This is a genomic window from Paenibacillus sp. NPDC058071 (genome assembly GCF_042885235.1).
Classification (GTDB): domain Bacteria; phylum Bacillota; class Bacilli; order Paenibacillales; family Paenibacillaceae; genus Pristimantibacillus.
In genome coordinates, this window is sequence record NZ_JBHVSK010000003.1 from 40,194 (window position 1) to 62,055 (window position 21,862).

At 52.1% G+C, this 21,862-nt stretch carries 19 protein-coding genes; 5 read left to right on the forward strand and 14 right to left on the reverse strand.

Annotated features, from left to right (window positions below; all coding sequences use genetic code 11):
• On the forward strand, window positions 1–218 hold a 218-nt coding region (locus tag ACFVTB_RS05675; RefSeq protein WP_387746261.1), incomplete at its 5' end, for a hypothetical protein.
• A gap of 359 nt (window positions 219–577) precedes the next feature.
• On the opposite strand, the gene ACFVTB_RS05680 is transcribed toward ACFVTB_RS05675, so the two are convergent.
• Entirely contained in the window at window positions 578–1,885 is a 1,308-nt protein-coding gene (locus ACFVTB_RS05680) for a replication-associated recombination protein A (protein WP_387746263.1), read from the reverse strand.
• Window positions 1,886–2,169: 284 nt separating this feature from the next.
• Between ACFVTB_RS05680 and ACFVTB_RS05685 the strand changes: the two genes are divergently transcribed.
• A complete protein-coding gene (locus ACFVTB_RS05685) occupies window positions 2,170–2,730 on the forward strand; it encodes a hypothetical protein (protein ID WP_387746265.1) in 561 nt (186 codons plus the stop codon).
• A 33-nt stretch (window positions 2,731–2,763) separates the two neighbouring features.
• Window positions 2,764–4,257 (forward strand): methyl-accepting chemotaxis protein, encoded by a 1,494-nt coding sequence (locus ACFVTB_RS05690; RefSeq protein WP_387746267.1) that lies wholly within the window; start codon window positions 2,764–2,766, stop codon window positions 4,255–4,257.
• Between the two features lie 164 nt (window positions 4,258–4,421).
• Here ACFVTB_RS05690 and ACFVTB_RS05695 read toward each other — a convergent pair whose 3' ends face one another.
• The 4 genes from ACFVTB_RS05695 to ACFVTB_RS05710 form a co-directional block, all read right to left on the reverse strand.
• Window positions 4,422–5,177 (reverse strand): tRNA threonylcarbamoyladenosine dehydratase, encoded by a 756-nt coding sequence (locus tag ACFVTB_RS05695; protein ID WP_387746269.1) that lies wholly within the window; start codon window positions 5,175–5,177, stop codon window positions 4,422–4,424.
• A 30-nt stretch (window positions 5,178–5,207) separates the two neighbouring features.
• Window positions 5,208–7,010 (reverse strand): aspartate--tRNA ligase, encoded by a 1,803-nt coding sequence (gene aspS / locus ACFVTB_RS05700; protein ID WP_387746271.1) that lies wholly within the window; start codon window positions 7,008–7,010, stop codon window positions 5,208–5,210.
• 95 nt (window positions 7,011–7,105) lie between these two features.
• Window positions 7,106–8,356: a histidine--tRNA ligase gene (gene hisS, locus ACFVTB_RS05705; protein ID WP_387746273.1), complete on the reverse strand. Its 1,251-nt coding sequence runs from the start codon at window positions 8,354–8,356 to the stop codon at window positions 7,106–7,108.
• Between the two features lie 637 nt (window positions 8,357–8,993).
• Window positions 8,994–9,875, reverse strand: a complete 882-nt coding sequence (locus ACFVTB_RS05710) for a LysR family transcriptional regulator (RefSeq protein WP_387746275.1) — start codon at window positions 9,873–9,875, stop codon at window positions 8,994–8,996.
• A 120-nt stretch (window positions 9,876–9,995) separates the two neighbouring features.
• Between ACFVTB_RS05710 and ACFVTB_RS05715 the strand changes: the two genes are divergently transcribed.
• Both ACFVTB_RS05715 and ACFVTB_RS05720 read left to right on the forward strand, forming a co-directional pair.
• A complete protein-coding gene (locus ACFVTB_RS05715; protein ID WP_387746277.1) occupies window positions 9,996–10,397 on the forward strand; it encodes a CidA/LrgA family protein in 402 nt (133 codons plus the stop codon).
• The gene (locus tag ACFVTB_RS05720; protein WP_387746279.1) at window positions 10,394–11,071 is read left to right on the forward strand and encodes an LrgB family protein; all 678 of its coding nucleotides are present in this window, start codon (window positions 10,394–10,396) and stop codon (window positions 11,069–11,071) included. The genes ACFVTB_RS05715 and ACFVTB_RS05720 overlap by 4 nt, the downstream gene beginning before the upstream one ends.
• 274 nt (window positions 11,072–11,345) lie before the next feature.
• Here ACFVTB_RS05720 and ACFVTB_RS05725 read toward each other — a convergent pair whose 3' ends face one another.
• The 9 genes from ACFVTB_RS05725 to ACFVTB_RS05765 all read right to left on the reverse strand — a co-directional run bounded on the left by ACFVTB_RS05725 (window position 11,346) and on the right by ACFVTB_RS05765 (window position 21,819).
• Window positions 11,346–11,522: a hypothetical protein gene (locus tag ACFVTB_RS05725; RefSeq protein WP_387746281.1), complete on the reverse strand. Its 177-nt coding sequence runs from the start codon at window positions 11,520–11,522 to the stop codon at window positions 11,346–11,348.
• A gap of 151 nt (window positions 11,523–11,673) precedes the next feature.
• The gene (gene dtd, locus ACFVTB_RS05730) at window positions 11,674–12,117 is read right to left on the reverse strand and encodes a D-aminoacyl-tRNA deacylase (RefSeq protein ID WP_387746283.1); all 444 of its coding nucleotides are present in this window, start codon (window positions 12,115–12,117) and stop codon (window positions 11,674–11,676) included.
• Window positions 12,118–12,202: 85 nt separating this feature from the next.
• Complete coding sequence (locus ACFVTB_RS05735) at window positions 12,203–14,383, reverse strand: RelA/SpoT family protein (protein WP_387746285.1); 2,181 nt, start codon at window positions 14,381–14,383, stop codon at window positions 12,203–12,205.
• A gap of 80 nt (window positions 14,384–14,463) precedes the next feature.
• On the reverse strand, window positions 14,464–16,257 hold the full coding sequence (locus ACFVTB_RS05740) for a sensor histidine kinase (RefSeq protein ID WP_387746287.1): 1,794 nt from the start codon (window positions 16,255–16,257) through the stop codon (window positions 14,464–14,466).
• 2 nt (window positions 16,258–16,259) lie between these two features.
• The gene (locus ACFVTB_RS05745) at window positions 16,260–17,069 is read right to left on the reverse strand and encodes a response regulator transcription factor (RefSeq protein WP_387746289.1); all 810 of its coding nucleotides are present in this window, start codon (window positions 17,067–17,069) and stop codon (window positions 16,260–16,262) included.
• Between the two features lie 114 nt (window positions 17,070–17,183).
• Entirely contained in the window at window positions 17,184–18,860 is a 1,677-nt protein-coding gene (locus ACFVTB_RS05750; RefSeq protein ID WP_387746291.1) for a type 2 periplasmic-binding domain-containing protein, read from the reverse strand.
• 99 nt (window positions 18,861–18,959) lie between these two features.
• A complete protein-coding gene (locus tag ACFVTB_RS05755; protein ID WP_387747001.1) occupies window positions 18,960–19,853 on the reverse strand; it encodes a carbohydrate ABC transporter permease in 894 nt (297 codons plus the stop codon).
• A 52-nt stretch (window positions 19,854–19,905) separates the two neighbouring features.
• A complete protein-coding gene (locus ACFVTB_RS05760) occupies window positions 19,906–20,868 on the reverse strand; it encodes an ABC transporter permease (RefSeq protein ID WP_387746293.1) in 963 nt (320 codons plus the stop codon).
• A 435-nt stretch (window positions 20,869–21,303) separates the two neighbouring features.
• The gene (locus ACFVTB_RS05765; RefSeq protein WP_387747004.1) at window positions 21,304–21,819 is read right to left on the reverse strand and encodes an adenine phosphoribosyltransferase; all 516 of its coding nucleotides are present in this window, start codon (window positions 21,817–21,819) and stop codon (window positions 21,304–21,306) included.
• Window positions 21,820–21,862: the final 43 nt, after the last annotated feature.

Consider the following 21,862-nt stretch of genomic DNA (forward strand, 5'->3'; position numbering starts at 1 on the left):
AGTTAGCTCAGTTAGCTCAGTTAGCTCAGTTAGCTCAGTTAGCTCAGTTAGCTCAGTTAGCTCAGTTAGCTCAGTTAGCTCAGTTAGCTCAGTTAGGAATAGGTGATCCTCCTGCAGGTACTTTGCACTGTTGGGATAAGCAGAAAGCCCCACTGGCGCATATCGCCAGCGGGGCTTTCTCTTTCAATTATTGCAATACAGAGCTTGTACAAGCATAGCTTGGCTCGCCAGCACGAGGCGATCGCTCGATTATTGTTACTGTTTGAGTTGAGTAGGCGTTACTTCCAAAAATAACTGCTGAACTGCAGTTATTTTTCGCCAAATCTATCTTAATAAAAAAATAACTGCATTTCAGCAGTTATTTCGCTCGTCTAGTCACCGTTTTGTTCATTTCGACAGGAATAACTGCATAAATGCAGTTATTCCCTCCAAAATGGGCAATTCAAGGGAAAATAAATGCCTTTTTGCATTTATTCCCTACATCCCCTACATTCCCTACACCCACGCTCACAGCGGCCAGCCAACCACCGCTCAAAACGCCCCTAGCTCCTCCAACTCCCCATACCCGAACCGCGCCTTACTTCTTCCGCCGCAGCCCCTGATTATGGGCGATCTTCTGCTCCATCCCTTGCTCTGAAGCTTTATAGAAAGTCATGCCTTGCAGCTGATCCGGCAAATACTGCTGCTCCACATAATGGCCTGGGTAGTCATGCGGATACTTATAGCCTTCGTGCCCCAGCTTCTCCGCTCCGCGATAGTGCGTATCACGCAAATGCAGCGGCACGGCCGCACTGCCCGCGCCCTCGATCGCGGCTGTCGCTTTGGCGATCGCCAGCGCCGTCGCATTCGATTTCGGGCTCTCCACAGCAAATAAAATCGCCTGCGAGACGTTGTACTTCGCTTCAGGCCAGCCAATCTTGTGATAGGCGTCCATCGCGGTTACCGCCTGCACCATCGCCTGAGGATTGGCCATTCCAATATCCTCGCTGCACATAACGATAAGCCGGCGGATGAACGTCATCGGGTCCATGCCAAGCTTCTCGACCGCATACAGAAACCAGAACAACGCCGCGTCGCTGGAGCCGCGCAAGCTTTTGTGAAACGCGGACAGCACGTCGTACTGCGTCGACGGATCGGCGCGCAGCGCTTTGTTGCGAATCGACTCCTGTGCGACATCGATCGTGATGCGCACCGAACCGTCCGGTTCCGACGGCGTTGTAACGGCGGCCAGCTCCAGCGCGTTGAGCGCCCGCCGGATGTCGCCGCCTGCCATCGCCGCCAAATGAGCCAGCGCGTCTTCGTCGGCGGTCAGGTCCATAAAACCGAGCCCCCGGTCAGAGTCGGCCAGCGCCCTGCGCATCGCTTCCAGCGCGTGACACTCATTCAGCGGCTGCAGTTGGAACAGCGTCGAACGCGACAGCAAAGCGCCGTTGACGTGATGAAACGGATTCTCCGTTGTCGCTCCGATAAAGATAATAATTCCCTGCTCCACGGCCGGAAGCAGCGCATCCTGCCGGGAGGTGTTGAATCGGTGCACCTCGTCCAGAAACAGAATCGTTTTCTTTCCGTACAGCGTCTTGTTCGAGCGAGCCCGGTCGATCACTTCCCGGACATCCTTAACCGACGCGTCAACGGCATTCAATTTAACGAACTCTCCCGCCGTTCGCTTCGAAATGATATGGGCCAGCGTCGTTTTGCCGCAGCCGGGCGGGCCGTACAGCAAAACAGACGACACTTGGTCGCCTTCAATCGCCCTTCTCAGCAGCTTGTCCTCGCCGATAATATGTTCTTGTCCAATATATTCGTTCAGCGTCTCCGGCCGCATTCGATCGGCCAGCAGTCGCGCTCTCGGCGTCTCTGCCTCTTGAAAATTAAATAAATCCATCTCGTTCGCTCACAACCTTTTGCATGCGTTAAATCTATCATAGCACACCGCACACTTGTTCGCCAGACGACTCCCTTCCCGCTCCTTTACAGGATTTTAATGTAAATACCAACCAAAAAAGTCGGTTTAACTGTAAACATCAACCGTTATTCTTCCGATAATTAAAGTAGGAATCTATTCCTATTTCAGAGTAATCTCGACTTGCCTGAATGAGAGGGAACAAACAATAGACTAGAGAGTCGACTAATCCGTAGAAAGAGAGAGAGATCATAGGAGCTGTTCTTTTGTTCAAACGAGTCGAAAGCGAATGGGAACTGACAATGTTCAACAGTATTTGGACCACAGTGTGGAAGGAGAAAAATTACGAACTGGAGTACTCGGCGTCGGCGCTTGAACGTTACGTCGCCCTTTCTAACGAAGGCGAGTACGTAGGATGCGCAGAATACAAACGATATGAGCCCGGTTCCAGCTCCATGGAGTCGGTTATCGATGTGCGGCAGCATCCTCTTATTGCGGCTAATCTGTGCTCTATAGGCGAAATCGAGAAAATGGCCGTTTTAATGCAATACAGAGGCCATCCGCTAGCCGATCTGCTCTCCTCTGCTGTTCAATGCGCGGAGAAGCATCAAATCCGCTATTATCTTGCACTGCTGGAGCCGATTTTTTACCGCGCGCTTCGAATTACGTTTCACGTTCCAATGGAACGCCTTGGAGAAAAAGCGTTTTATAAAGGCGACTATGTCATACCGACTTTGATTCGCGTCGAGGAAGTATACAACAACAAATCGCAATATGATTGGCTCGTCCTTCAGGATGACCCGTCAAAGCCTGGCATTAAGCAGTAATGAAAACTAGTTGAAAGAGATGGTAAATCAATCATGGCCAAAAATGTGCTGACTGTACTGGATAAACGAAACCGATTATTCGTGAAAATATTATGGGGCATCCTGGCGCTTGGAGTCGTCGCGGATATCGGGGCGGGCCTGCCGCTCAACATGATCCTGCTGCTGGTGGGGGTCGGTATCGTCAGTATAGGAATCGCAACTTTCATGACTTATAAAAGAATATTTCCGGCTTACATTAAATACTTTATTCCTTTCATCGTCATAGGGCTGACGACACTTCTGATCGTCTCCGACCCTCAGCCTATTATCAGTACCTACTTTATGACCTTTGTCGGAATCGCGCTTATGACGCTATACGCCGATTCAAGACCAATCATTTTAACGGGTGCTTTAAGTATGGCGCTTAGCACGTATCTGTTCCTCACTCCGAAATATAAGGAGCTGCTGTTCCCGAACGATTCGCTGCTTTATTTGTTCTTGTACACCATATTCATGACGATTGCACTCGCTTCGTCGGCCCGATTCAGCCAAAAGCTGCAGGAGGAAGTACTGGTCGAGCGCAGCGAAGCAGTCGCTTCGAAAGAAATCGCCGAGCAGCTGCTCACTAAAGTCAGCTCTTCGGTCACTAGCCTGAACGAGTTCAGCAGCGAGCAAAAGGAGACGGTGCAAAACACCGGTCAAATCTCGCGTGAAGTAACGGCCACTTTTGCCGAAATGTCGGCTTCCATTGAAAAGCAGACTGGAATGGTGCTTAACGTCAGCGAATCGGTGCAAACGATTGAGGATGCGGTTAAGCTGCTGCTCGAAGGCGCGACTCTGCTCCAGCAACACTCGAACGATACGGCTGCGCTGACGTCGAACGGCAATGATCTGGTCGTGACGCTGACGACGGAAGCCGAGCGAGTTCGCTCGATCATCGCGCAGACGGTTTCCTTAATGCAACGATTGACGGAGCAAAACGAGCAGGTAAGCTCGATCGCCGCCTCGATCAGCGAAATTTCCGAGCAGACGAATCTGCTGTCGCTTAACGCCGCAATCGAAGCGGCCCGCGCCGGCGAACAAGGCCGAGGCTTCGCCGTCGTCGCCGGGGAAGTTCGCAAGCTTGCCGACAACTCCCGTGTGGCGGCCGGTGAAATCAGCGAAATTCTCCATTCGATTCAATCGCAAATCAGTGCAGTCGGCGAGCAGGTCCGTAAGGGCGATCAAGCGGCAGCGGTCAGCGTCGATGCCGCCCGCCAGGTCGAGCAAATAATCGGCAGCATCAACCGGAATACCGATCAAGTCAAACAGCAATCGGATACGGTCGGCCATTCGTCCCGCCAGCTTTACGATCAATACGCCGTCATTGCCGATGAAATGAATTCCATGGCAGCGGCAACGGAGCAAAATATGGCATCGGTTGAGGAAGTATTGGCCAGCATGGAAAATCAGGATGGAAAGATCAACCATTTGGTTAAAGGCTACGCTAGCTTAGACGATCTCATCCGGGATCTGACGCAGCTCGTGGAGCGCAGGACCAAGCCTTAATTCATTCATCTAAAAAAGCCTGGCGGGACTTCGAATCAAATCGGTCCTGTCAGGCTTTTTAATTTTAATTACCTAGAAGTCTTCATCAAAAACAAAAATCCGCAAGAGGGCCGCTGAACAGCGGCAATCTCTTGCGGATTTTTTACATTCTTGCCTCTAACGGATTAAACCTCGATGCCGTGCTTTTCCAGCAGATCCTTAACCGTTACGCTAACCATAACAAGTCCTGCTACCGGCGGCACAAACGCGTTGCTGGCCGGCGGCTGCTGCGCTTTGCGGATTTCCGGAGCGTTCTCCGGCACGATGCGCTGCGTAACGTCCTCGCGCGGCTTCTTCGGCGTCTCGTCGGAGAAGACGACCTTCACGCCCCGTTTAATGCCGTCCTTGCGAAGCTTCGTGCGAACGACGCGCGCAATCGGGTCGGTGTGCGTCTTCGAAATGTCGGCAACGCGGAAGCGCGTCGGGTCCATTTTATTGGCAGCGCCCATGCTCGAGATAACCGGGATGCCGCGCTCCAAGCACTGTTTAATGAGATGCACCTTGTACGAGATCGTATCCGATGCATCGACGACATAATCGAGCGGATAAGCAAACAATTGCTCGTACGTCTCTTCCGTATAAAACATGCGCAGCGAAATGACGTCGCATTCGGGATTGATCAGCTTGATCCGATCCCGCATCAGGTCAGCCTTCGGCTGGCCGACTGTCGTCGTCAGCGCATGAATTTGGCGATTCACGTTCGTAATGTCGACAACGTCCTTGTCGATCAGTATAATGCGGCCAACGCCGGTACGTGCCAGCGCCTCAGCAGCGATCGAACCGACGCCGCCGATGCCGAGCACGGCCACCGTGCTGCCTTTCATTACTTCCAGCCCTTCCGGACCGATTGCGAGCTCCGTGCGTGAAAATTGATGCAGCATTCCGCTCAGCTCCTTCCTCTGCCGTTCTCGTTAAGCTTGCGGTTTGCCCGCAGCGGCCGCTTCCGGCTTCGGCTTTAACACCGTGCGGATATGCAGCTCTTCCAATTGGGACAGACTGACTTCCGAAGGCGCTTCAGTCATCGGATCGGTCGCGTTCGCCGTTTTCGGGAAGGCAATCGTTTCACGCAAGTTCGTGCGGCCGGCAAGCAGCATGATCAGGCGGTCGAGACCGAAGGCGATGCCGCCGTGCGGAGGCGTGCCGTAGTCGAATGCGTCAAGCAGGAAGCCGAATTGCTGATGCGCTTCTTCCATCGTGAAGCCAAGCGCCTTGAACATTTTTTCTTGCACGTCGCGCTTGTAGATCCGCATTGAACCGCCGCCGACTTCATAGCCGTTCAGTACGATATCGTACGCTTGCGCGCGGATTTGGCCCGGATCGGTATCGAACAGATGAAGATCTTCGTCCTTCGGACGGGTGAACGGATGGTGTTCGGCCACGAAGCGTTTCGCGTCCTCATCCCAGCCGAGCAGCGGGAAGTCCACAACCCATACGAATTTGAATTTCGAATCGTCGATCAGGCCGAGCTCGCGGCCGACTTTCAGACGCAGGTTGCCGAGTACATCCGCAACGACTTTCTTCTTGTCAGCGGAGAACGTCAGCAGGTCGCCGTCTTCCACTTGCAGACGCTCCGTCAACGCAGCGATTTCTTCCGGCTTCAGGAATTTCACGATTGGACCTTTCCACTCGCCGTCTTTAACCGTGATCCATGCCAGGCCTTTGCCGCCATAACGGGCTGCAAACGGCTGCAGATCGTCAAGCTCTTTGCGGCTCCAATGTCCGCAGCCTTTAGCATTGAACGCCTTCACAACGCCGCCGCTTGCGGCTACGCTTGCGAACACCTTCACGTCGCTGACGGAAACGATGTCGGTAATATCTTGAATTTCCATGCCAAAACGGAGATCCGGCTTATCGGAGCCATATTTGTTAATGGCATCTTCGTAAGTGATGCGCTGAATCGGCAGCGAAATTTCGACGCCGACCGTTTCACGGAACAGACGCGCAATTAATTGCTCCATCAAACCGAAAAGCTGCTCCTGCGACAGGAACGACGTCTCGATGTCGACTTGCGTAAATTCAGGTTGGCGGTCCGATCTCAAATCCTCATCGCGGAAACAGCGAGCAATTTGGTAGTAGCGCTCGATACCGGAAACCATGAGCAATTGTTTGAAAATTTGCGGCGATTGCGGCAGTGCGTAGAACTCGCCGTCGTGAACGCGGCTTGGCACCAAGTAATCGCGGGCGCCTTCCGGCGTGCTTTTCGTCAAGATTGGCGTTTCGATATCGAGGAAGCCCTCTCCGTCCAAGAAGTCGCGGAATACTTTCGACGCTTTGGAGCGAAGCAGCATCGTTTTTTGCATTTCTGGACGGCGAAGGTCCAGGTAGCGGTATTTCAAGCGAAGCGACTCGTCGACCTCGACGCCGTCTTCGATCGGGAACGGAGGTGTTTTCGCGCTGTTCATCACTTCGATTTCCGTCACGCGGATTTCGATTTCGCCAGTCGCCAGGTTTTTGTTAACGGTCTCTGCGTCGCGTTCTACGACTGTGCCTTTTACAGCCAGTACGAACTCGTTGCGAGCGCGGTCGGCAATGGCAAGCGCATCGCCTGAGAAATCCGGGTTGAATACGGTTTGAACGATACCGGTACGGTCGCGCAAATCGATGAACAGTACGCCGCCCAGGTCGCGGCGACGCTGTACCCAGCCGTTCAGAATGACGGACGTACCGATGTCCGCTTTGGTCAATGTGCCGCAAGAATGCGTCTTAAGCATCATAATGATCATACTCCTTTAATGTATAAGTAGGGTTTACTTCTAAGCAACTACTAAAAATGGATTCAAAGCTCCGGCAAATGGGCATTTGTTCTTGCTCAGCCGTTCGCTAGCGCTTCGGCCAGTCCGTTCAACGGCACTACCCGCTGTTCGCCGTCGACCATCGATTTAAGCGCGATTTCACCGCGCTCCAGCTCGTCGTCGCCGAGAATGGCTGTATAGCGCGCATTCAGACGATCGGCCGATTTCATTTGCGCCTTCATCTTGCGGCTCAAGTAATCGCGCTCGGCGCGGAAACCTGCTTTGCGCAGCTCGTAGACGAGTCTAACCGTCTCGCGTTCTGCCGCATCGCCGAGGCCGACGAAGTAAACATCGATTTGACCCGCTTCTTCCGTCACCGTCTGCTGATGCTCAAGCAGCATAATTGTTCTTTCGATGCCAAGTCCGAAGCCGATGCCCGGCTGATCCGGCCCGCCGATTTCGGCGACAAGTCCGTTATACCGTCCGCCGCCGCCTACCGTATCGATCGCGCCGATCCCTTCAGCCTTGTACTCGAACGCCGTGTGCGTGTAGTAATCAAGCCCGCGGACGAGGCGAGGATTAATTTCATATGGAATGTTCATAGCGTTCAAGTAAGCTTTCACTTTCTCGAAATGCACATTGCACTCCTCATCCAGACTATCGAGAATCGAAGGCGCCCCTTCGAAATGCTTCTGGTCAACCTTGCAGTCCAGCACACGCAGCGGATTGCGTTCCATCCGCGACTGGCAGTCCTTGCACAACAGCTCCCGCTTCGGCTGCAGAAACGCCAGCAGACGCTCGCGGAAAGCGGCGCGCACTTCCGGCGTACCGACCGAGTTGAGCTCGACGCGGACGCCTTTTAGGCCAACCTCCGTATAAAACGTGTAACCAAGCGCGATAACCTCAGCGTCCAATGCCGGATCGACCGCGCCCAGCGCCTCGACGCCAAATTGATGAAATTGCCGGTAACGTCCTGCTTGCTGACGCTCGTACCGGAACATCGGGCCGATGTAATACAGCTTAGACACGTCCGGCTCGCCATACAGCTTGTTCTCGACGTACGAGCGAACGACGCCGGCCGTTCCTTCGGGACGAAGCGTAATGCTCCGATCGCCGCGGTCGGTGAACGTGTACATTTCCTTCTCTACGATATCCGTCGTTTCGCCGACGCCGCGCTGGAACAGCTCCGTCGATTCGAACATCGGCGTTCTGATTTCGCGGAAGTTGAAACGGCTGCAAATTTCACGAGCTTTTCGCTCAACGTACTGCCATCGCTCAACGGTACTGGGCAAAATATCTTGCGTGCCCGGCGATTTTTGAAAAGCCATGCGATTCCCTCCTGACTCCTTCGTTCCAATCATTCATTCCATTAGATATTACGGCAGCGGCGGCATTGCCCTGTTCTGCCAAGAACGGCATGCTGGACGCACCCGCTCTCTATAAGGCAAAAAAACTCCCGCCCCTAACGATGAAATTCATCGTTAGGGACGAGAGTCTAATTCCCGTGGTACCACCCAAATTCCGGAACCGTTCGCGTCAAACGCGCACAGCCCGCTCATAGCGGTTAACGTCCGCCAGCCGCAAACCGGCTACTGCGACGCGCGGCCAATGCCGTCGTCAGGTTCGCCGACTGTTCTCCGGAAAGTTATTCATCCAGCCACCATAAGGACGCTTGCAGCCATGGCGTCCCTCTCTGGGTACGTGCGTTGGATTACTCGGTTCCATCATCGAATCGAAATGTTCGTATTAAGACTCAATTATACTTGTCGCATGCCATTCAGTCAAGCCGTCAAGCGTTGTCCGTACGCCGCAGTTTCGCGCGCTTCTCCCAGCGCGCGTTATGGCGCCGAAGGCGCCGTGCGTCAGGACGCAGCACGGCAAGCCCAGATTGGCACAGTGCGACTTCTGCACGCAGGATGACGCCGTCCAATAGTAGTATAGACCGCCCGCCCACGACCTCGTTAATTAAGCAAATTGCTCTTTAACGAAAGCAATCCACGCTTTTGCCGCAAGCGACAAGTACCCTTCGTTGCGCCATACCATGGCAAGCTCCCAAGGAATAACCGGATCGTCCAGCGACACAACCTGAATTTGCTCCGGCGCGAGCGTTCGGCATATCGTCTCCGGAAGCATCGAGACACCAAGCCCGGCAGCCGTCATTTCCTTAATAAAGTCCCACTGCGAGCTTTCATAGACGACGTCCGGCTCAAAGCCGGCTTTTCTGCACTCCTCGATAATGCGGTCATGCAGAGCAAACTCGTTGCTGAACAAAATAAATTTTTCCCCCGACAAATCGGAAAGCGACAATGTTTCAAGAGCGGCAAGCGGGTGCGACACAGGCATAATAACCGACAACCGCTCCCGGACCAATGGGAAGGATGCGAATCGGCCGCTGTCGACGGGCTCAAGCACGACGCCAACATCAAGCGCTCCGCTGCCGACTTCCTCTTCAATGCGAAGCGATCCGTATTCGATCATTTCAACGGCGATGTCCGGATAACGCTGCTGAAACCGTTTCAGAACGGACGGAAAAAAGCTCGCTCCCGCCATCGGCGGCAAACCAATGCGAATCGATCCTTGATGCAAATATGATTTATCGTTGAGCTCCGCATGCAAACCATCCCACAAGTGAAGAATCGGCTGCGCATAGCGAAGCAGCACTTCGCCTGCATCGGTCAGCTTGATCGACTTGCCTTCCCGAACGAACAGTTCAGTTCCAAGCTCATCTTCCAAATGCCGAACGGCCTTACTGATCGTCGGCTGCGCAATATGAAGCGCTTCGGCCGCTTTCGTAAAGCTGTCGCGTTTGACGATCTCCCGGATATATTGCAAATGTCTGATGTCCAAGCCGGACGCCTCCCCTATTTCCAGCATAGCCAAATGGAATGTAAATCATTCTGTAAATTCATTTTACCTATCAAATACCATGCTGTACACTCGAATATATTGAAAGGAGAGGCAGACCCAATGAAAAGAACAGTTCAAACGATTGCGCAGGTTCTGCTGCTCATCGCTTTATCCAAACTTTCGGACGCCATTGCCGAATGGCTTCCGATATCGATACCCGGCAGCGTCATCGGCATTGCTCTGCTGTTCGCACTGCTCAGGCTGCGAATCGTCCACTTGTCGTGGATCGACGCTGGCGCGTCCTTCCTGCTTGCGGAAATGCTGCTATTTTTTATTCCGTCAACCGTTGGCATTTTGAATTACAAAGGACTTATCGCAACGAACGGTCCGGCGATACTGCTTACGATCATTCTCAGTACGACGGCCGTCATGGCCTGCACTGGACTGGTCGCTGAACGGCTGGAGAAGAGAAAGGGCCGTCCTAACCCTAACGGGGCTGCGAAAGAAGGCGCTGTGGTATGAGCGCATGGTTTTGGTTATTCGGCACCATAGCCGTATACGGAGGAGCCAAGCTGCTGTACCAGCGTTTTCCAAGCATATGGCTGACGCCGCTTCTGGTAACTCCAGCAATTATGATCTCGGCCCTCCTTCTTTGCGGCGCTTCGTTTGAGCAATACAACCGCAAATCCATTCTGCTGACCGATATGATCGAACCGGCTACGATCGGACTCGCCGTTATGCTGTATAAACACTTGGATATACTGAAACGCAATGTATTCATGATTGCTGTCAGCGTCGGCACCGGAGCCATAGCCTCAATCGTGACGTCGGCGGGACTGGCCCGCCTGTTCGGTCTAGACGCACAAATGATGGAGACGCTCGCGCCCCGGTCCGCTACGACGCCAATAGCGCTATCCATCTCCGGGATGCTTGGCGGATTGCCTACAATAACCGCTGTAGCGACGTTAATTACCGGATTGATGGGCATGATCGCAGGACCGCTTGTCGTGAAGCTGTGCCGCATCCGCAATCCGGTGGCAAGGGGGCTGCTGTTCGGAACGAGCGCGCATTCCGCCGGTATTAGCAAAGCGATCGAGTTCGGGCCGATTGCTGGCTCGGCTGCGGGCATCGCCATGCTGCTGACGGCGTTTGTAACACTGCTTGCCGCACCATGGATCGTATCTTTATTTGTCTAGCTTGACATAAAGGTAAGGGGAAGCACAGAAATGAACAGAAAAAAACCTGCGCGCATTGTGCCGCAGGTTTAAAAGACAATCTATTTTTAAAAAGGGGGTCGAGTTCTATTATAGGAATACGATGTTAAGGAACCGTTATAAACAGATTACAGTAATATTACAAATTAGAAAGCGTTTTTACCATTCAAGCATGATGATAAGCAAAAGCAAAGCCGCTTCGGCAGACATTCGTCCATGTCCACTGGAGCGGCTTTGCTTGCTTGTTGGCTGCGCACTAGGGAAAAAGCCTTGTCCGGCTCACGTCACGCATGCCGTTCGGGCCGGCCGTCAATTCCTCCGCCGCTTCAATATCGCCTTCCAGCTCCGACCAAACGAGCGCCTCTCTGCGGTCGGCATGCAGCAGCCTGCGGGTTGTCCGCTCCATGCCTTGCTCTTTGCGGGATTGATGCATTCGGACCCTGCTCCTTCGCCATTCGTCGTTTCGCCGCGCCGGTCCTGCTCCGCAAAAAGAAAAAGCAACACCGGACAGCTTCCTAAATCTGTCCTTAGTGTTGCCTGTCTTCACTCCGCCCATTCCTGTTCCTTGCGTAAAAAGGCCAGTCTTACGGCCTGCTTTCCAAAATTAACGTGACCGGTCCGTCGTTGACGAGCGAGACGTCCATCATCGCCCCGAAACGGCCCGTTTCAACAGTCAATCCGGCCGTACGAAGCGCTTCGTTGAATTTCTCGTAGAGCGGTTCCACTTGCTCCGGTCTCGCCGCCGCCATGAAGTTCGGCCTTCTGCCTTTGCGGCAATCGCCGTAAAGCGTAAACTGGGATACCGACAGAATCTGTCCTCCGGTGTCGGTGACCGACAAATTCATTTTGCCGCTATCGTCCTCGAAGATGCGCAGACCCGCCACCTTATCAGCCATCCAGCGGACATCCTCTTCCGTATCCTCGTGAGTGACGCCGACAAGAAGGACGAGACCAGACGAGATCTCGCCAACTGTCTGCCCGTCCACCACGACGGACGCCCGCTTGCTTCGCTGCACAACTACTTTCACTGTATGTACCCCCGATTTGCTTTCCTTTTCCTTTGCCTGTGCCGAACGGAACAACCCAATCCGCCCGGCACACTTATCGTGATCGTCAGCTGTTCATAATCCGCTGAACCGAATAAATGTCCTGCACGCGCTTAATTTTCTCCACAACCGACGATAAATGATCGATATTGCGGATCAGCACCGTCATGTGAATGAGCACCATTTTATTTTTTACAGAACGGCCGGTGACGGCCGAAATATTTGTTTTACTTTCGGATACCGCCTGAAGCACTTCATTCAACAGTGCATCGCGGTCATGGCCCGTGATTTCGATATCGACGCTATAGTTCGATTCGATCGACTCTTCCCACTCCACTTCGATGACCCGTTCCGCTTCTTCTCCATCTGCGCCGAAGGGGATGTTCTGACAATCCATTCGGTGAACGGAGACGCCTCTGCCTCTCGTAATGTAGCCTACGATTTCATCTCCCGGCACCGGGTTGCAGCAGCGGGCAAAGCGTACGAGCAGATTGTCGATTCCTTTCACGGTTACGCCGTGATGAGGACGGTTTTTGCGGTTGCCGGACGATTTCGATTCCTTCTCGTTCGACATCTCCACAACATTGCTTTTCTCCGCTTCCTTACGCAGCTTCTCGGTCAGCTTCGTACAGATTTGCGCTGCCGTAATGCCGCCAAATCCGATCGCCGACATCATATCCTCGATATCGTTGAACGTAAACTTAGTCGCGACCTCCTGCAGCTTGTCGTCGGTCAGCCACACCTGCGCGTCGAGACCGAGCCGCTTCATTTCCCGCTCCAGCATTTCACGGCCTTTGGCTACGTTCTCCTCACGCTTCTCTTTCTTGAACCATTGGCGAATTTTGCTTCTCGCATGGGACGATTGCGCAATTTTCACCCAATCCTGACTCGGTCCGTACGAGTGCTTCGACGTCAAAATCTCCACAATATCGCCGGTCTTGAGCTTATGGTCGAGCGGTACGATCCGGCCGTTCACTTTGGCGCCGATCGTCCGATTGCCTACTTCCGTGTGAATGCGGTACGCAAAGTCGAGCGGCACTGACCCCGCCGGCAGCTCGATAACTTCTCCGCTTGGCGTGAAGACGAAGACGAGATCGGAGAAAAAGTCCATTTTAAGCGACTCCATAAACTCCGAAGCATCGCGCGTCTCATTCTGCAGCTCCAATATTTCGCGGAACCAGCTCATCTTGTCGCCGAAGCTGCCGCCTGGTACAAGCGAACCTTCCTTATACGCCCAGTGAGCGGCGATACCGTACTCCGAGGTTCGATGCATTTCCGTGGTGCGGATCTGTACCTCCGTCGGTTCACCGTTCGGACCGATAACCGTTGTATGCAACGATTGGTACATATTCGCTTTCGGCATCGCGATATAGTCTTTAAATCGCCCTGGCATCGGCTTCCACAGCGTATGAATAATGCCCAGCGTCGCGTAACAGTCCTTAATATTTTCTACGATGATACGAATCGCCATAAGGTCGTATATTTCGTTGAACTGCTTGTTTTTCGCCGTCATTTTCTTGTAAATGCTGTAAATATGCTTCGGCCGTCCGGAAATATCGCCCTCGATGCCCATCTCGTCGAGCTTTTCCTTAATTCGGGAAATGACGTCGGAAATAAACTGCATTCTTTCGACGCGCTTTTTCTTCATCAGATTGGCGATCCGGTAATATTGCTGCGGATTCAAATAACGGAGGGCAATATCCTCCATCTCCCATTTGATCGCGGAAATACCGAGACGGTGTGCAATCGGACAAAAAATCTCCAGCGTTTCGTATGCAATGCGGCGCTGCGCTTCCTCCGATTGGAATTTAAGCGTGCGCATATTATGAAGCCTGTCGGCCAGTTTAATGAGAATGACTCTGATGTCCTGCGCCATGGCGACGAACATTTTACGGTAGTTCTCGTTCTGCTGCTCTTCCTTGGAGCGGAACCGGATCTTCTCCAGCTTTGTTAAGCCGTCGACCAGCATCGCGCAAGTTTCGCCGAACTTCGAGCGAACGGTTTCCAAATCGACGGTCGTATCCTCGACAACATCATGCAGCAGCGCCGCAATAATCGACAGCACGTCCATCTGCATATCGACCAAAATATCCGCAACGGCGACAGGGTGTAAAATATAAGGCTCCCCCGATTTGCGGACCTGTCCGTGATGGGCCCGTTCCGCAAAGTCATAGGCTTCCCTTATGCGTAATAAGTCCTGTTCCTTCATATAGGCCGATGCCTTTTCGAGTAACTGCTCTATGCCCATGAAACGTCCCTTTCTGAAAATAGCCTCATTCGACTTCGATTCGCGCGATTTCCGAGTATTTCTTAATATTATGCCTGTAATTACGCCGTTGCGTCAACTAGGGAACGCTGGCTCTCGGACTCGATTTGACGGTCCGGAATGGCAATGCGTACGCAAGTTCCCATTCCCGGCTCGCTCGCAATCGTAACGCCGAATTCTTTGCCATAATAAAGCTGAATCCGTTCATGAACGTTGCGGATCCCGTACCCGCTTCGCTCCTCGTGGGCGAAGACGGCGCGAATCGCCTGCTCCGGCATCCCGCTTCCATCGTCGATGACCTCGAAGACGATCGCTTCCTTCTCCCGCTTGCCAGTAATTCGAATGAGAATGCGGTCGCCACGCCACGCATGCTCAAGCGCATTTTCAACAAAAGGCTGGAGGATGAGCTTGACCGTCGTAGACGTCAAAATATCTGGATCGATCTCGTATTCAATCGTCATCCGTTCCGCATATTTGATCTGCTGAATGTCGAGATAGGCTTGCACCTGCTCGATTTCATGCTGAATAAGGATAATGGTTTGTCCTTCGTTCAGTGTCAGCCGGTAAAACTTCGCCAAGTTCATAATCATCTGGTGCTGCTTCTCGACTTCGCCGAATTTAGCCAACCGGCTAATAGAGGAAAGCGTATTATACAAAAAATGCGGGTTGATTTGCGCTTGCAGCACTTCAAGCTCGGCTTCCTTTTTCTTCAGGTTCGTCTCATATACTTCCTCAATCAAGCTATGCGTTTTCTTGCCAAGCTCATTGAGCGAGGCCGAAATGGTCGTAAACTCGTCGTTTCCGCTGTATTGAATACGGCGATGGAAATCGCCTTGACGGAACGATTGCAGCACCGAGATGACTTTCATAATGCGGCGGGAAAACGTGCGCGATACGGTGAAAGCGACGAGCGAGATCAAGATGAAACACAGCACGCAGATGACAATCGTCAATCTCGTCATTTTGTTCGCATCCGCTTCGAATACGCGGGACGGAATGATCGCCGTAAGCGTCCAATTGAGATCGGGGAGCGGCTGCTCAATTACGAGATGACCGTCGCGGGCGGCTTGCCACAGCAGCATCTCGGCGCTCTGCGACTCCTCGCTGGAGCCGTACAGCAGTTGTCCGTTCTGGTCGGTGATAAACAAAGTTCCTTCGCTGCCGATCTTACGGTAGTCAACGCTCTGGAAAATATCGTTCATATAGACGCTGATCCGCATAAAGCCAATTTCCTTCAAATCGGTCGGGTCTCTCGTATCTACAAGCCTTCGCAGCAGGGAGATGCGGCCGTATGTGACATCGTCCTCAATCTGCTGCCATACCAAGGTTTTACCGTACACCTCGTTCGGATGACCGGTATACCAATCCTTTTCGGCGATTCGTTGCAAGTGGCGCATCTCGTAAAAGCGGCCTTTAATTTGCAGCGGATCGATCCCGTTGCTGTCGTAATACACTTCGGGAAGCGTCTCGTTTTTCAAATAAGCGGTTAGCCACACATTCCGGTTCGTCGATTCGACCGTTTGCCAGAACGTAGGAAGCAGCTGCTTGGTCGTCGCTTCGTAGCTGACCCAGCCTTCCTCATAATGCATCAGCGTCTTAGCCAGCTTGGCGTCGAAGTAGAGGAAGTCCGACAACCGCTGCGTATCGTCGGCTTTATAGAGCACGTTATCCTGAATTTGCTGCAGCGTTCCTTGAATCGTATGCCGGGCTTGCGACTTGATCGAATCGACCATAATCATATTAGCTATGTAACCGAAAATAAAAATCGGAATGACAATAAGTAAAACGTATGAAATAAGCAGCTTGAGCCCGAATGGAATGAATTTACGGGGCTTCTCTTTGGACAAGTGCGCCATCGTCAAATCTTTCTCCTGAACTCGATCGGCGTCATGCCGAACGTTTCTTTGAACTGCCTGCTAAAATAAGGCATGTAACGATAGCCGACACGGCCCGCCACCTCGTAAATTTTCACTTTTGGATCTTTAAGCAGCTGTCCTGCAAGCTCCATTCGCAGTGAAATGACATATTCGCTAAAGGTGCTGCCCGTCTCTTCCTTGAACAGCAGCCCCAAATAGTTGGGAGAGAACGCGAAGTAGTCGGCCGTTTCCTTTAACGTCAAGTTTTCGTGCAAATGCTGCTTCATATATTGAATCAGCTCTTGAATGAGCTTTGTATTCTTTTTTGATTCGAATCGTTGATCCGTCTGCGACGTCGGCTCGACCGACTGCTGCATTGCCATCCGATACGATTCCTGCATCGCTTCGCGCTCTTTCCGAAGCGTTCTTTCCTTGTCAAGCTCCTTGGCGACCGCTTCCAGCGCTTTTATAAGCTCTTGATCGTCCATCGGCTTCAGCACATAGCTGTACGCTTTAAGCGAAAGCGCTTGTTTCACATAATTAAAATCCTGATAGCCGCTTACAAAAATAATCCGCAAATCGTGACAGCGCCCCGACTCCAGCGCCCTTCGAGCCAGCTCCAAACCCGTCATGCTCGGCATGTGCACGTCGGAAACCAAAATATCAACCGACTGTTCAAGCAGAACGTCCAATGCGTCAAATCCGTTGTTGCATGCAGCGACAACCTCGAGGCCGAGATCCGTCCACGGTATAAATCTTCTCATGCCTTCCAGATCGAGAACTTCATCGTCGGCAAGAAGCACCTTGTACATCGCAGATCATCCCCTCTTCGTGAATGTAAGGCGTCAGCGTCAAATAGGCAAACGCCGTCCTGAATAGGACGGCGGCCAATTCAACCTCATTATAACCCGATTTCAGACGGGATGTTAGTTGCCTTTAATGCTTTTCAGGTTTTCCTGCCACTTGGCTGTCTTGTAGTCAAGCAGCTTCTGATAACCGACAGCCATCGCGTCCTTCTCCGCTTTGTCGAGCACTGCCAGTACTTCTTCGTCGCTCTTCGCGTAGATCGCTTTTGCACGCGCTTCGTCGAAAATTTCTTCTACGCTTGTCGAGATGATGCCTTCTTCGGTGTCCGGCGCTGGAGCCATGTTAATGAACTCCGTCGCGTTATGCTGCGTTTTCCATGTAATCGAGTTTTGCCAACGCGCTTCCCATGATTGCTTCTCAACCGGAAGCGTCAGCTCATGCTTCATTTTCGACGTATCGATAAATACGCTGTTGCCGTTCCATTGGAAGTTAACCGTTGCATCCATCATTTTCGTACGGCCTTCAACGTCCGTATCGTACGCTTCCGTAAATTTCGGCGAGCCGTCTTCGTCTTGACCTTGCCAGTAAATGCCTTCTGGACCCCAGAACAGCGTCCGCGTGCCTTCCGGACCAGTCAAGTAATCGAGGAAAGCGAAAATTTTCTCCGGATCTTTCGCCGCTTTCGTAATGACGCTGACGTTCCAGCCGAGCTGCGTATACGTACCGGTCAAAATTTTGCTCGTATCGACGCCCGGTTTGCCGAATGGCCAGATCATAATATAGCCGTCATTCGGGTCCTTCTTCTTGAGCTCCGAGTCTCCAACTGCGCCGTATTCTGTCGGGCTGGCTCCGGCAAATACGGCTGCGGTGCCGTTATAAGCCGCTTCTTTGACTTGATCCTTCGTTTGCGTAAAAGCATCCTGCGAAATCAGCTTCTCTCGGAACAGCTTGCTAGCGTACTGCGACGCCTCGCGGAATACGGGATCAGTGAAAATCGAGGTCAGCTTGTCGCCTTGCGGCACTGCACGGTTGGCGATGTAAGCCGGAGTAGATCCGTCCGCAAAGCCGCCGTACAAGACGTCCAGTCCTTGGCCGTCGACGGCCAAATCGGGATTGAACGGCGTTACTTTCGGATACTTCTCTTTCACTTGCTTCAGGAAATTATAGAAATCATCCGTCGTTTTGATTTCCGGCGATCCGAGAGATTCGTAAATCTTCTTGTTTACAAGATAACCGGAGTTTCCGATCGGCTGAGAGGTATACCAGTTCGGGAATTGATAAATTTTGCCGTCGCTCGAACGAAGCATGTTGATCGCTTCCTCGCCGACCCACTTTTTGAAGTTCGGGTATTTATCCAAATAGTCGTCAAACGGAACGAGCATGTCGGCTGCGCGCAAACGCTCTACGTCCGCGCCGCGGTCGAGCCAGATGACGTCCGGCAAATTTTTGCCCGCAATCATCGTGTTCAGCTTTTGCGCCGCGTTGCCGCCCGATTGAACGGCGGTAATGTCGACCTTTTTGTTCTCCTTAATCCATTTCGTCGATTCGTCTCCGCCCCAAGGAGGCATCGTATACCAGTCATAGTGTCCGTAGAAAGTGAAGCTAAGCTGCTCGCTGCCTAGCTCGAATGCGGCCGGCTTTTCCTCCGCTGCCTTATCGGTTGGCGCTGCCGTTTCGGCATTTGGCGCATTCGTCGGGGAATTGGTGCCTTTATTGCTGCTGCACCCGGCGAGAGCAAGCGTTCCGACCATTACTAACGACAAAGCTAGAAACCATGACCTTTTCCATCTGTTCATCTTGTAAACCCCTCTCTTCCTTCACTTATTTATGTTCAGCGCCCGGCAGCAAACTCCTCTGTTAAGAGGTTCCAGCCGCCCGGCGTTGAAGACGAACCGCTACTCCTTCAAGGAACCAACCAACACGCCTTTAACAAAATACTTTTGTACGAAAGGGTATACCAGCACAATCGGGATCGTCGCCACCATCATCGTAGCCATCGAAAGCGATTTGCTCGTAATGCTCTTCATCGCCGACAGACGGCTTTGCGAAGCTGAATCGAGCTGCGACATTTGCTCTGTCATAATGTTGGAATTCAATATTTGCTGAAGCATCGTCTGAATCGGAATAAGCTTCTCGTCTGTAATGTAAATGCTCGGATAAAACCAGTCGTTCCAATGACCGACCGCCGTAAACAGCGCCAGCGTAGCGATAACGGGTCCGGAAAGCGGCAGTACGATGCGGAAAAAGGTGGACCAATAACCGCAGCCGTCAATCTTCGCCGATTCCTCCAAACCGATCGGAAGCCCCATGAAAAAGGTCCGGAAAATAATCATGTTCCACACGCTGATCAAGCCTGGCACGACAAACACGAGAAAGGAGTCCATCAGCCCGAGCGAGCGAATGACCAGAAAGGTCGGGATTAGACCGCCGCTAAAGTACATCGTAATAACGCATGCGATCATATAATACTTCCGTCCCATCAGCTCCCGCTTGGTCATGCCGTAAGCAAAAATCGCGGTGCAGATGATGGCCGCTATCGTGCCGATAACCGTCCTCATCACAGATATATAAAAGGCGTGCAATATTCTTGAGTCCTGAAAGACAACCTCGTAGTTTTCAAGCGTAAACGCCCTCGGCCAGAAGGTAATGCCTCCCAGCGCTGTGTCCATCCCCTTGTTCACAGAGATGACAGCCGCGTTCCAGAACGGGTAAAACGTCGTAAATGCGATAATTGCTAGGGCGACGTATACGAATATAGTTAACGTTCTATCGCCGAGCGTTGCTTTGATTTTCACCGCTGCCATGCCTCCTTCGCCGCTCTCTCGCTGCTGCAATCGATTTCTACCATAAGCTGTTACCCGTTCTTCTGGCGAGTAAATTCGCGAATGTCAGCAAGCCGACGCTAATGATCGCTTTAAACAAACCGACCGCCGTCGCGTAGGAGAAGCGTTGGCCGCTTATGCCTGTTCGGTAGACATAAGTGTCAAGCACATCGGAAACATCCTTCAGCACCGGGTTGACGCCGAGCAGGAGCAAATCCTCAAAGCCTGCGCTCAGCAGGTTGCCGATACTTAGAATCATAAATATAACGACCACCGGCATTATCGTTGGAATTGTAATCATAAAAATTTGCTTAAACCGGCTAGCTCCGTCGATTGAAGCGGCCTCATACATGCTTGGGTCAACGCCAGCGATAGCTGCCAGATAGACGATGGAACCGAAGCCGATTTCCTTCCAAACCCCGGTCGTTACAATAATGGTCCAAAAATATTCCGGAATGGCGAGGAAGCTGATCGGTTCGTCGATGAGGTTAACTGACTGAAGAAGAATGTTCAGCGAACCGTTCTCCGTCGAAAGAATTGAAATCGCAAACCCCGACACGATAACCCAGGATAAAAAGTGGGGCAAATAGCTGACCGTCTGCACGACGCGCTTGAAAGCCATGTTTCTCACTTCATTCAGCATCAGCGCCAGAATGATCGGCGCCGGAAACCCGATAAAAAATTTGAGCAAACTGATGACGATCGTATTTCGCATCACCTTGTAAAACTCAGGAGCGTTAAAAAACATTTCGAAATGCTTGAAGCCGGCCCAAGGGCTGTCCCAAAAACCTTTGAAAATGTTGTAATCCTGAAAGGCCATCAATACGCCGTACATTGGAATGTAGCTAAATAAAATAACGAGCAGCATAGCCGGGATGACCATTAGCTGCAGATCCCATTGCCTAAGAAACTTTTTGAACCCGTTTTTACGAGCAGGTACAGGCTGACTATTCGATGCGGTTGTGGTTGCGGTATCTGCCATTCCATTCCCTCCTTACCTGTATTGTATAAGGGGGCGGGCACGCTTTCTATTTGCCTAAGCAACGAAAAATGATACTTTTCAATCAAAATGTTATTTAACATCACATTCATGAGCATTTCAATCAATTTCCTATCAATTGTTTCAATATGTATCCGTTTCCATTTTTAACGACATAAAATGTATCCGCTATCAGCTAACATGAATGTTCGAAGATTTGGCGTAAACATTACATGTTGTTTACATAATGGGATGAGGACCCGTCTCGAATCGGCCATTTTGGCCGCTATTTCTACTTAACCCGCTTCATCCCCGCCTTACACCCGCTTCCTTTCTGCGCAACGGCCATTTTGGCCGTTATTCCCCATGCGCACAGCAATCGGCGGGCATAAAAAAAGCGGCGCAAGCCTGAATTGCTTGCGCCGCCATATTGGCCAATTATTCGTATTTCATCAACGATACGACTTCAATGCCTTCGAGCTTCTCACGGCCTGTCAGATAGCCCAACTCGATCAGAAACGCCGCACCGATGACTTGGCCGCCGAGCTGCTTCACGAGGTTGATCGACGTCGCGATCGTTCCTCCTGTCGCGAGCAGGTCGTCGGCGATCAATACGCGCTGCCCGGGCTTGATCGCGTCTTTGTGCATCGCCAGACTGTCTTTGCCGTACTCCAGATCATAGCCTGCCTCAATGGTTTCGCCAGGCAGCTTGCCAGGCTTGCGGATTGGTACGAAGCCGACTCCGAGCGCCAAAGCAAGCGGAGCGCCGATGACAAAGCCGCGCGCTTCCGGACCAGCAATGACATCGATTTCGAGATGCTGCACGAGCTTGCGCATTTCCTCAATCGCCGCCCGATACACTTCGCCGTTGTTCAGCAGCGTCGTAATATCTTTGAACCGGATACCCGGCTGCGGATAATCGAGAATGACTCGAATATGATCTTTAAAGTTTATATTGCTCATGAAATATCTATCCTTTCTATTCATACACGTATCA